Origin of the sequence: Frankia sp. QA3, from assembly GCF_000262465.1 — a bacterium.
Lineage (GTDB): Bacteria > Actinomycetota > Actinomycetes > Frankiales > Frankiaceae > Frankia.
Genome location: NZ_CM001489.1, coordinates 6646353 through 6657793, shown reverse-complemented (window position 1 = coordinate 6657793; position 11441 = coordinate 6646353). Strand labels below are relative to the sequence as shown.

Below are 11441 nucleotides of genomic sequence, written 5' to 3'. Positions count from 1 at the left end.
CTCCAGCAGCACGGCGAACCCGGCCTCGTCCAGTACCGGTACGCCGAGGCTGCGGGCCTTGTCGTACTTGGCCGCCCCCGGATCGGCGCCGACGACGACGAAGGCCGTCTTCTTGCTCACCGAACCGGTGACCTTGCCCCCGCGGCCCTGCACCGCCTCGGTCGCCGAGTCCCGGCTCCAGCCGTCGAGCGTCCCCGTGATGACCACCGCGACACCGTCGAGCGGGCGGGGACCCTGCTCGGCCCCGGCGTCGGCGAGCGAGGCGCCGCCGGCGGCGATGCGGGCGACGATGTCGCGGTGGCGGGCGTCGGCGAACCAGTCCACCACCGCGCTGGCGATCTTCGGGCCGACGCCCTCGACGGCGGCGAGCTGTTCGGCGGGAGCGGCGGCGATCGCGTCGAGCGAGCGCAGCTCGCGGGCGAGCGCGCGGGCCGCGGCCGGTCCGACGTGGCGGATGGACAGACCGACCAGCAGCCGCCACAGCGGCCGGTGCCGGGCCGCCTCGACGCCGCGCAGGATCTGGTCGATCTTCTTCTGGCCGAAGCCGCGCAGCCCCTCGAACGACTCCGGCGTCAGGTGGAAGATGTCGCCGATGTCGCCGACCCGGTCGGCCTCGAGCAGGGCGATCGCCGTCTCGTAGCCGAGGCCGTCGATGTCCAGCGCGCCCCGCGAGGCGATGTGGAAGATCGACTCACGCAGCTGCGCCGGGCAGGAGACGGTGTTGGGGCAGCGGATGTCCACCTCGCCCTCGGGGCGCACCAGCTCGGTGCCGCACTCGGGACAGTGAGTGGGCATGACGAAGGCACGCTCGGTGCCGTCGCGCAGGTCGACGACCGGGCCGACGATCTCGGGAATCACGTCACCGGCCTTGCGCAGCACGACCGTGTCGCCGATGAGGACGCCCTTGCGGCCGACCTCGTCGACGTTGTGCAGGGTCGCCAGACCCACCGTGGAGCCGGCAACGAGCACCGGTTCGAGCTCGCCGAACGGTGTCACCCGACCCGTGCGGCCGACGTTCACCCGGATGTCGCGCAGCTTCGTCGTGACCTCCTCCGGCGGGTACTTGAAGGCCACCGCCCACCGCGGCGCCTTCGACGTCGACCCCAGCCGGCGTTGCAGGGCGAACGCGTCGACCTTGACGACCACCCCGTCGATCTCGTGCTCCACGTCGTGCCGGGCCCGCCCCCAGCGGTGGATGTAGGCCAGCACGTCGCCCACCGACGCCAGCACCTCGAAGCGGGTCGAGACGGGCAGCCCGAACTCGGCGAACCGGGCGTAGGCCGCGGACTGGGAAGCGGCGTCGAACCCGCGCTGCGCCCCCAGCCCATGGACGATCAAATCGAGGGGGCGGGTGGCGGTGACCCGGGGATCCTTCTGGCGCAGCGACCCGGCCGCGGCGTTGCGCGGGTTGGCGAACGGCTTGCCGCCGCCGGCCACCAGCGACGCGTTGAGCTCGGCGAACTTCTCGGTCGGGAAGAAGACCTCGCCGCGGACCTCCAGCAGCTCCGGCACGCCCGCCCCGCGCAGCCGGGTCGGCACGCTCGCCAGCGTGCGGATGTTGGGGGTGATGTCCTCCCCCGTGCGCCCGTCGCCGCGGGTCGCCGCGCGCACGAGCCGGCCGTCGGCGTAGACGAGGTCCACGGCGAGCCCGTCGATCTTCAGCTCGCACAGCCAGCCGTCGACCTCGGTCTCCCGGGCCGCGCGCGCGGCCCACTGGTGGAACTCGTCGTCGTCGAAGACGTTGTCCAGCGACAGCAGCCGCTCGAGATGCTCGACGGGGGTGAACAGGGTCGAGTACGACCCGGCCACCTTCTGCGTCGGCGAGTCCGGGGTGCGCAGATCGGGATGGCGCTCCTCGATCGCGGTGAGCTCCCGCATCAGCCGGTCGTACTCGGCGTCGGAGACGGTCGGCGAATCCAGCACGTAGTACCGGTAGGCGTGCTCGTCCAGCTCGCGGGCGAGCTCGGCGGCGCGGGCCCGGTCCGCGACGGACGCGGCGATCCCCGCTTCCACCGCGGCCCCGCCCCCGACCGCCACCGCGTCGCCGGAATCCAGGGGCGCGCTCATGCCGGCGCGTCGACCAGGACGCGACCCGCCCGGCGGCAGTGCCGCAGGACCGCCCTGGCATCGTCCGTACCGAATCCGGCAAGGCCGCACGCGGGTGCCACGGCGACCACCTCCCCGAGCTGTTCGGGCCGGAATCCGAGCCGGCTCCACAGTGCAGTGACGGGTTCGACGGTACGGCGGACGTCCGACAGTTTCGGGAACCCGCCGCTGGTGGCCACCAGGCCCGCGATGATCCGCACCCCGGCCTCCACGAGCTCGCCGACCGCGTCGTCCTGGGCCCGGGTCAGCAGGGCGGTGTCGAGCCCGACGAAGTCCATCCCGGCGCCGCGCAGCGCCGCCAGCGGCACCCCCGGGGCGCAGCAGTGCACGCCGACCCCGGCCACGCCGGCCAGCGCCCGGGTGGCCTCGGCCAGTGCCCGCAGCCGCTGCCCCAGCAGGCCCTCCTCGACGGCCGGCAGCACCGAGAAGCCACTGGGCGTGCGCACCCGGCCGGCCAGTACCACCGGCAGCGACGGCTCGTCGAGCTGGACGACGAGCCGCGCGCCCGGGACCCGGCGGGCGATGTCCCCGAGATGCTCGGCCAGGCCCGCGGCGAGCCCGTCGGCGAGGTCCCGGGTGGCGCCGGCGTCGGACAGCGCCTTGTGCCCGCGTGGCAGCTCCACCTCGGCGGCCAGTGTCCACGGCCCGGCCACGGCGACCTTGAGCGGCCCGGAGTAGCCAGCGGCGACCTCGGTCAACGCGTCCAGGTCCCGTTCCAACAGGTCTCGGGAGCGACGCAGGTCCAGGCTCGGCCGGGGCACCAGCCGCCAGCCGGCCGGCTGCAGGTCGACGGGCAGGTCGAGCAGGATCGCCCCCGCCCGGCCGATCATCGTGCCGCCGGGCCCGCGGGCCGGCAGCTCCGGCAGGTGCGGCAGGTCCGGCAGCTCGTCGAACACCAGCCTCGTGGCCTCGACCGGCTCGGTGCCCGGCAGCGAACCCACCCCGGTGGCCGCGCCGGCCGGCCACAGCGGCGCGCGGCCGGCCTCAGTGCTCATCGCGATTCATCCCGCCATTGTGGCCGACGAGGCCCGGCGCCCCGCCCAGCCCTGCCGCTCACCCGGCTGTGGCGCGGATGTGCCCCCCACCGAGCACCCGGTCACCGTCGTAGAGCACGACGGCCTGGCCCGCCGCCGTCCCGCGCACCGGGGAGACGAGGGTGACGACGAGTTCGTCACCGCGCGCCTCGGCCTCGGCGGGCACGACCCCGCCGTGCGCCCGGACCTGGGCCTGGCAGGACACCACCCCCTCGTGCGGCCAGACCGCCCGGTCGGCGACCAGCCGGCGGATGTCGAGGTCCTCGGCGGGGCCGACGGTGACCGTCGAGGTCACCGGGGAGATGTCGAGGACGTAGCGGGGGCGGCCGTCCGGCGCCGGGTGACCCAGGCGCAGCCCGCGGCGCTGACCGACGGTGAAGGCGAAGGTCCCGTCATGCTCGCCGAGCGTCTGCCCGGTCCGGGAGTCGACGATGGGGCCGGGCCGGGAGCCGATCCGCTCCCGCAGCCAGCCGCCGGTGTCCCCGCCGGAGATGAAGCAGATGTCGTGGCTGTCTGGCTTGTCGGCGACGGCCAGGCCGCGCGCGGCCGCCTCCTGGCGCACCTGCGCCTTGGTGGAGTCCCCCAGCGGGAAACGCGCCGCACCGAGCTGCTCGGGCCGCAGCGTGCCCAGCACGTAGGACTGGTCCTTGTCGGGGTCGACCGAACGGCGCAGCGTGCCGTCCGGGTCGAGGCGGGCGTGGTGGCCGGTGACCACGGCGTCGAAGCCGAGGGCGAGCGCCCGGTCCAGCACGGCGGCGAACTTGATCCGCTCGTTGCAGCGCACGCACGGATTAGGGGTTCGTCCCGCCTCGTAGGACTGCACGAACTCCTCGATGACCTCGGTCTCGAACCGCTCGGCGAGATCCCAGACGTAGAACGGGATGCCCAGCACGTCCGCGGCGCGGCGGGCGTCGCGGGCGTCCTCCAGCGTGCAGCAGCCCCGGGCGCCGGTCCGGTCCGACTCGGGCGAGCGGGACAGGGCCAGATGGACGCCGGTGACGTCGTGCCCGGCGTCGACCGCCCGCGCGGCGGCGACGGCGGAGTCGACCCCGCCGGACATGGCGGCGAGCACCCGCATCAGACCTGCACCTCCCAAAAACCCCTCCGGCGGCGCCGCGCACGCGGCGCGGATCAGGTGCCGGTCATCCCGGCGAGCGCGCCCGCGCGGCTTGCCCGCTCCACCACCGGCCCGATCGCCTCGACGAGCGCGTCCACGTCGGCGGCGCGCGACGAGTGGCCGAGCGAGAAGCGCAGCGACCCCCGAGCATGCTCCTCGCCGGCCCCCATGGCCAGCAACACGTGCGAGGGTCGGGCTACTCCCGCCGAGCAGGCCGAACCGGTCGAACATTCGATGCCGCGCGCGTCGAGCAGCATCAACAGCGAGTCGCCCTCGCAGCCGGGGAACGTGAGATGGGCGTTGCCGGGCAGCCGCTGCGGGCCGCCGGGCGCGCCGCCCAGCGGGGCGCCGTTGAGCACGGCGCCCGGCACCTTCTCCTGGACCCGGCGGACGAGGTCGTCACGCAACGCGGCCAGCCGGACGCTCTCCCGCGGGGCCTGGGCGCAGGCGGTCGCCGCGGCTGCCGCGAACGCCGCCACCCCGGCGGTGTTCAGCGTCCCGGAGCGGATGTCGCGTTCCTGGCCGCCGCCATGGGTCAACGGCTCCAGGACGAGGCCGCGGCGCACCACCAGCGCGCCGACCCCGACCGGCCCGCCGATCTTGTGTGCGCTGACGGTGATGGCGTCGGGCCCGTCCTCGCCGACGGTGACGGGGATCTGGCCGAACGCCTGCACCGCGTCGGTGTGGAACGGCACCCCGTGCCGATGCGCGACGGCGGCCAGCTCGGCGACCGGCTCGACCGTGCCGACCTCGCTGTTCGCCCACATCACCGAGACCAGGGCCACCGCGGCGGGATCGCGCTCGATGGCGGCGGCGAGCGTGTCCGGGTGCACCATGCCGGCGGCGTCGACGTCGAGCAGCTCCACCTCGGCGCCCTGTTCGGCCCCCAGCCACTGCACCGTGTCCAGCACCGCCCGGTGCTCCACCGCGCTGACCAGCACCCGCCGCCGGGCGGGCTCGACCCGCCGCCGCGCCCAGTACAGGCCCTTGAGCGCGAGGTTGTCGCCCTCCGTGCCGCCGCCGGTGAACACCACGTCGGACGGCCGGGCGCCCAGCACGCCGGCCAGCGCCTCACGCGACTCCTCGACGATGCGGCGGGCCCGACGGCCACTGGCATGCAACGACGAGGCATTGCCGGTGTCGGCGAGCACCGCGGCGTACGCGGCGAGCGCTTCCGGTCGCATCGGCGTCGTCGCCGCGTGGTCGAGGTAGGTCACACGGTAGAGGGTAGCCGCGCGGGGCCGGGCGACGTCGCCGCGCCGATCACACCCCCACCGCGGCCGCCCGTCCGCCGGCGTCGCGGGATGGTCGGCAACGCCGGGATCAGCGGCTCGATGTTGCCCCGGAGCAGGCAGCCGGACCAGACGCCGGCGCAGTACGCGGCGTCGTCGGCGACGCGCAGGAGCAGGTACGGCGCGAGGCCGACCGCGGGGCGCGCAGCCCACCAGTCGTGCACCAGCGGCAGTACCGCGGCGGCCTGGACCAGGCGGTCGGGCCTGCCCGCGCATGCCAGCAGGGGCAGCCAGGTGCGCCGCGACGTCTCGGCGGCCGTGAGCAGCGCGTGGCGGCGCCCGCGAACGGTCAGGGCCAGCGCCGGGCGCCCTGGGTGTTCTGTGCGGCCCAGCCGGCGGGCGAGGCGTCCTGTGGTCAGCGCCACCGGGCCCACCGCCAGGGCCCCGACCGCCACCGCGCCGACCCGGTCCCGGCGGGTGGCGAGCAGGCTCACTGCCGCCACCGCGCTTGCCGCCCCCCGGGCCGGTCGCAGCGGTCCGGGATGCCGCCGGGCGAGCTCCGCGGCCGACGAGCCGTAGCCGTGGCGCTGGCGCGCCCACGCCCGCCAGGACGACCGCGGATCGTGGTGCACCACCGCCGCCGGCTCATAGCGGACGGTGTGGCCGCGGCCGGCGAGCCGCCACACCAGGTCGACGTCCTCACCGAAGCGCAGCGCCGGGTCGAACGCGGCGTGCTCCCGCCGGATGACCAGCGCCGCCGACGGTACGTAGGACACCCGTCCCCCGGGGCGCACCGCCGCCGGCCACGGCCCGAGATCGAGTGGGGAGCGGCCCGCCTCGTAGCGCTCCCGCAGCCCCCCGCGCGACCCCGGCGGCACCGGGGAGGCGACCCGCGGCGCCACGGCGACGACCGCCGGGTCCGCGAGGTGGGCGACGAGGCGGTCGAGCCAGTCGGCGGTGGGCCGGACGTCGCAGTCGCAGAAGGCGATCACCTCGGTGCGTGCGGCCCGGGCGCCGCTCGTACGAGCCGCGGCGGGCCCGCGGGCCCGGTCGTGCCGGATCACCCGGGCGCCGGCTGCGGCGGCCTCGGCCGAGGTGGCGTCCCCCGAGCCGTCGTCGACGACGATCACCTCGGCGCACTGCCCGCGCAGCGCGCCGACCAGCGCGCCGATGCGCCCGGCCCCGTCCCGGACCGGGATGACCGCGGTGACCACGCCCGCCGCCGGGGTGCGGCGGGGCGGCAGAGGATGGATGAGTCCCGCGTCGACCAACCGGCGCGCCAGCAACCCCGCCCCGGGTCCGGCCACACCGACCGTGACGCCCCCGCGCAGCGCCGCGAACACCCTCGCGCCGGGGGCGGACAGCGCCATCAGCCGCAGCGGCGACCCGCCGAGCAGCACGATCCCGCCGACGGCCGGGGGAGCGTCGGCAGGCGCCAGGATCGTGAGGCCGGGGTCGCACTGCACCCGGAACGAGGCCGGCAGCGGGACGACCACCGGCTCAGAAGTCACCGGCCGCCCGGCGCAGGTCGGTGAGCAGGTCGATGAGCGTCCGCACCCCGCCGTCCCCCAGACCGGGGTCGGCGAAGACGGTGTCGTTGAGCTTCTCCGTCGCGGCGAGCGCCGTCGCCCGCCCCTCCTCGGTGATCTCGGCGAGGATCGCCCGGCGGTCGGTGGGGTGCGGGGTGCGGCGGACCTGGCCCCGGGCCTCCAACCGGTCGACCGCGCTGGTGATGCTGGTCGGATGGACCTGAAGCCGACTCCCGATCTTGTTCAGCGGGAGGGCGCCCCGGCGGGAGAACAGCAGCAGCATGAGCAGTTCGTACCGGGCGAAGGTCAGATCGAGCGGACGCAGGACCTCGTCGACCCGGGCGAGCATGATCTGCTGGGCGCGCATCAGCGACGTGACCGCCGCCATCCCGTCCGCCACCGCGCCCCAGCCATGCGCGGTCCAGTGCCGATGGGCCTCCGCTATGGGATCGGTGGGCAGCGGTTTGGGGGTGGCCACGGCTTGGACGCTCCTGCACTTCAGGGGAAGTCTCCCACCCGACCGGCGGGCCGGGGACCGCCCCGATGACGGCCAGCGTCCATTGCACCCCAGGACGCCACGTGCAGGCAAAGATTCATGCGTACGCGGAGATTACGGGTAGCCACGCTGAGTCCACCCTGCGGCGCCGCGCAGTCGCCTTAGACGAATTCAGACATTGCGCCGGTACTGGCCGCCCACGTCGAAGAACGCCTGGGTGATCTGACCGAGCGAGCAGACCCGGACCGCCTTCATCAACGCCGCGAAGGTGTTTCCGGTGCCGGCGGCGACCGCGCGCAGTTCGGCCAGGGCGGCCTCGGCCTCGGCGGCGTGCCGGCGCTGGAAGTCGGTCAGGCGGGTGAGCTGGGAATGCTTCTCGTCCTCGGTGGCTCGGGCCAGCTCCAGGGGACCGGCGGCGTCGGCGGCACGATCCAGGGCACTTGCGGCGCGATCCGGGGCGAGGAAGGTGTTGACCCCGACGATCGGCAGCGTGCCGTCGTGCTTGCGGCGCTCGTAGAGCATCGACTCGTCCTGGATGCGGCCCCGCTGATAACCGGTCTCCATCGCGCCCAGCACGCCACCCCGGTCGTTGATCCGCTCGAACTCGGTGAGCACGGCCTCCTCGACCAGATCGGTCAGTTCATCGACGATGAACGACCCCTGCAGTGGGTTCTCGTTGGCGGCGGGCCCCCATTCCCGATCGATGATCATCTGGATGGCCAGGGCTCGGCGCACCGAGCTCTCGGTCGGGGTGGTCACGGCCTCGTCGTAGGCATTGGTGTGCAGACTGTTGCAGTTGTCGTAGATCGCGCACAGCGCCTGGAGGGTGGTCCGGATGTCGTTGAACGCCATTTCCTGGGCGTGCAGTGACCGACCGGAGGTCTGCACGTGGTATTTGAGCATCTGCGAGCGGGGGGCGGCGCCGTACCGCTCGCGCATCGCCACCGCCCAGATCCGCCGTGCCACCCGCCCGATGACCGTGTACTCCGCATCCATCCCGTTGGAGAAGAAGAACGACAGGTTCGGCGCGAATTCGTCGATCCGCATTCCCCGGGCGAGATATGCCTCGACGTAGGTGAATCCGTTGGCCAGGGTGAAGGCGAGCTGCGTGATGGGATTCGCGCCGGCCTCGGCGATGTGGTAGCCGGAGATCGAGACGGAGTAGAAGTTGCGGACGTTCCGTTCGATGAACCATTCCTGCACGTCGGCCATCGCCCGCAGCGCGAACTCGGTGGAGAAGATGCAGGTGTTCTGCCCCTGGTCCTCCTTGAGGATGTCCGCCTGCACCGTTCCCCGCACGGTGGCGAGCGCGCCGGCGGTGACCTGGGCGGCCTCGGCGTCGCTCGGCTCGCGGCCGTGCTCGGCGGCGAACGCGGCCAGCCGCTGATCGATCGCCGTGGTCAGGAACATCGCGAGGATGGCCGGCGCCGGGCCGTTGATAGTCATGGAGACACTGGTCGCCGGGTCGCAGAGATCGAACCCGTCGAACAGGACCTTCATGTCGTCGACAGTGGCAATCGACACGCCCGAGGTGCCGACCTTGCCATAGACGTCCGGCCGGGGGGCAGGGTCGCGACCGTAGAGGGTGACCGAGTCGAAGGCCGTGGACAGCCGGGTCGCCGGCGACCCGGCGGACAGGAAGTGGAAGCGCCGGTTCGTCCGGAACGCGTCCCCCTCCCCGGCGAACATCCGCGCCGGTGCCTCCCCGGCGCGCTTGAACGGGAACACCCCCGCGGTGAACGGGAAGTATCCCGGCAGGTTCTCCCGGCGCAGGAACCGCACCAGCCGGGCATCGTCGTCGATGGCCGGCACGGCGACGCGGGAGATCCGGCTGCCGGCGAGCGTCGTGCGTCGCAGTGGCGTCCGAATCTCGGTGCCGCGCACCGCGTAGGTCAGCTCCTCACCCTGCCGCTCGGCGACGATCGCCGGCCACTGCTCCAGTAGCTCCTTCGTCCACGGCGCCAGGTCCGCGTCGGCCTCGTCGCGCAGGGCGGCCAGGGCGCCGAGCTCCGCGACCGGAGCCGCGAGCCCGCGCTCGGTATCAGCCTGCGCGCCGCTCGGGCGGGCGGCGGGCACCGCGCCGGCCCCGGCTCCGGTGGCACCGGCCGCGGTGCGCAGCGCGTCGAGTGCGGTGGTCAGGTGCTCGCGGCGGCGGGCCAGCTGCGCCTGCCGTTCCGTCTCGGCGTGGTAGTCGCGCACCGTCTCGGCGATATCGGCCAGGTAGCGCACCCGCGCCGGCGGGACGATGGTGGTCAGCCCGGTGGCGGCGCGCACCCCGACCGCAGGCAGGGCGCCGGGCTGCGTCCGCAACCCACCCTCGCGCAGCAGGCCGAGAAGGTGCTGGTAAAGCGCGGTGACGCCGTCGTCCTGGAACCGCGCGGCGGAGGTGCCGAACACCGGCATGTCCTCCCAGGACCGGTCGAACGCCTCCCGGTTGCGCACGAGCTGCCGAGCGACGTCACGCCGGGCGTCCTCGGCGCCGCGCCGCTCGAACTTGTTCACCGCGACCACGTCGGCGAAGTCGAGCATGTCGATCTTCTCAAGCTGCGAGGCCGCGCCGTACTCCGGCGTCATCACATACAGGGAGACGTCGCAGTAGGGGACGATCGCCGCGTCGCCCTGCCCGATGCCGGGCGTCTCGACGATGACCAGGTCGTACCCGGCCGCCTTGCAGGCCGCGATCGCCCCCGGCACCGAGGGAGGGACCTCGCTGCCCGCCGCTCGGGTGGCCAGGGAACGAAAGAAGACCTGGCCAGAGCTCCCGTCGCCCAAGGAGTTCATCCGGATCCGGTCGCCGAGCAGCGCCCCGCCCCCGCGCCGCCGGCTCGGGTCGACGGCGAGCACGGCGATGCGCAGCGCGTCGCCCTGGTCGAGGCGGAAACGGCGCAGCAGCTCGTCGGTCAGCGAGGACTTCCCGGACCCACCGGTGCCGGTGATGCCGAGCACCGGCACGGTCGGCCGCCGACCGGCCTCCTCCCGCAGGGCTGCGGCCAGCTCGTCGTCGCGATCCGCCTCGAGGACCGTGATCGCCCGGGCCAGTGCGCCCTGCTCGCCGGCGATGACCTCCTCCAGCTTGGGGCCGTCGGCGGTGAGGTCGACATCGCAGGCGGCGATGATCGTGTTGATCATGCGGGCGAGGCCCATCGCCTGCCCGTCCTGCGGGGAGAAGATCCGGGCGACGCCACGGGACTGCAACAGCTCGATCTCCGCGGGCACGATCACCCCGCCGCCCCCGCCGTAGACCCGTACGTCGCCCGCGCCACGTTCACGCAGCCGTTCCACGAGGTAACTGAAGTACTCGAGATGTCCGCCCTGATAGGAGGACAGGGCGATGCCCTGGGCGTCCTCCTGGATCGCTGCGGTCGCCACCTCCTCGACGCTGCGGTCGTGGCCGAGGTGGACGACCTCCGCCCCCTGGGCCTGCAGCAGCCGCCGCATGATGTTGATCGCGGCGTCATGCCCGTCGAACAGCGCGGCCGCGGTGACGATGCGGACCGGGTGGATGGGGACGTGCAGACCTGCCGTGTCCTGCTGGGCGGCGGATGGCATCGGAGCAGCTCCCGGTGAGGACGGACGGGCCGGTGTACCCGCCCTTACGACCTTCTGGCTCCCGATAGTAGGACGTCCATTCGAGTGATGCCAGTGGGGCCGGGACCGATGGGCCTGGGCCGGCCGTGGGTGCGTTCGGGGCGGCAGGCCGAGGGAGCTGACTGCCAGCCGGGACGCAAGAAGGCATGCACCGGCTGAAAGATCCCCAAATACAAGTGTGGGGTTGCCTGAAAGGCAACCCCACACTTTGTGTAAGTCCGGCGGCGTCCTACTCTCCCACACAGTCCCCCATGCAGTACCATCGGCGCTGAAGAGCTTAGCTTCCGGGTTCGGAATGAGACCGGGCGTTTCCCCTTCGCCAAAACCACCGAAACACTA

General features: G+C 73.7%; 7 protein-coding genes and 1 rRNA gene. All 8 read right to left on the bottom strand.

Translation table 11 applies throughout. The features are described from left to right. Positions 1-2067: NAD-dependent DNA ligase LigA (gene ligA / locus FRAQA3DRAFT_RS27240; RefSeq protein ID WP_009742271.1), on the bottom strand; the 2067-nt coding region annotated here is incomplete at its 3' end. Continuing rightward, positions 2064-3101 carry a methionine synthase gene (locus FRAQA3DRAFT_RS27235; RefSeq protein WP_009742270.1) on the bottom strand — a complete coding sequence of 346 codons (1038 nt, stop codon included), beginning with the start codon at positions 3099-3101 and terminating at the stop codon, positions 2064-2066. The genes FRAQA3DRAFT_RS27235 and ligA, both read right to left, overlap by 4 nt. 58 nt (positions 3102-3159) lie before the next feature. Next, positions 3160-4218 (bottom strand): tRNA 2-thiouridine(34) synthase MnmA, encoded by a 1059-nt coding sequence (gene mnmA, locus FRAQA3DRAFT_RS27230; RefSeq protein ID WP_009742269.1) that lies wholly within the window; start codon positions 4216-4218, stop codon positions 3160-3162. 53 nt (positions 4219-4271) lie between these two features. After that, complete coding sequence (locus tag FRAQA3DRAFT_RS27225) at positions 4272-5474, bottom strand: cysteine desulfurase family protein (protein WP_009742268.1); 1203 nt, start codon at positions 5472-5474, stop codon at positions 4272-4274. Beyond that, on the bottom strand, positions 5471-7000 hold the full coding sequence (gene mftF / locus FRAQA3DRAFT_RS27220) for a mycofactocin biosynthesis glycosyltransferase MftF (RefSeq protein WP_157467697.1): 1530 nt from the start codon (positions 6998-7000) through the stop codon (positions 5471-5473). Before mftF ends, FRAQA3DRAFT_RS27225 begins: the two co-directional genes overlap by 4 nt. Next, complete coding sequence (locus FRAQA3DRAFT_RS27215; protein ID WP_009742266.1) at positions 6990-7496, bottom strand: MarR family winged helix-turn-helix transcriptional regulator; 507 nt, start codon at positions 7494-7496, stop codon at positions 6990-6992. The genes mftF and FRAQA3DRAFT_RS27215 overlap by 11 nt, the downstream gene beginning before the upstream one ends. A gap of 189 nt (positions 7497-7685) precedes the next feature. Further along, complete coding sequence (gene icmF / locus FRAQA3DRAFT_RS27210) at positions 7686-11063, bottom strand: fused isobutyryl-CoA mutase/GTPase IcmF (protein WP_009742265.1); 3378 nt, start codon at positions 11061-11063, stop codon at positions 7686-7688. Between the two features lie 255 nt (positions 11064-11318). After that, positions 11319-11435 (bottom strand): 5S ribosomal RNA (gene rrf, locus FRAQA3DRAFT_RS27205). Positions 11436-11441: the final 6 nt, after the last annotated feature.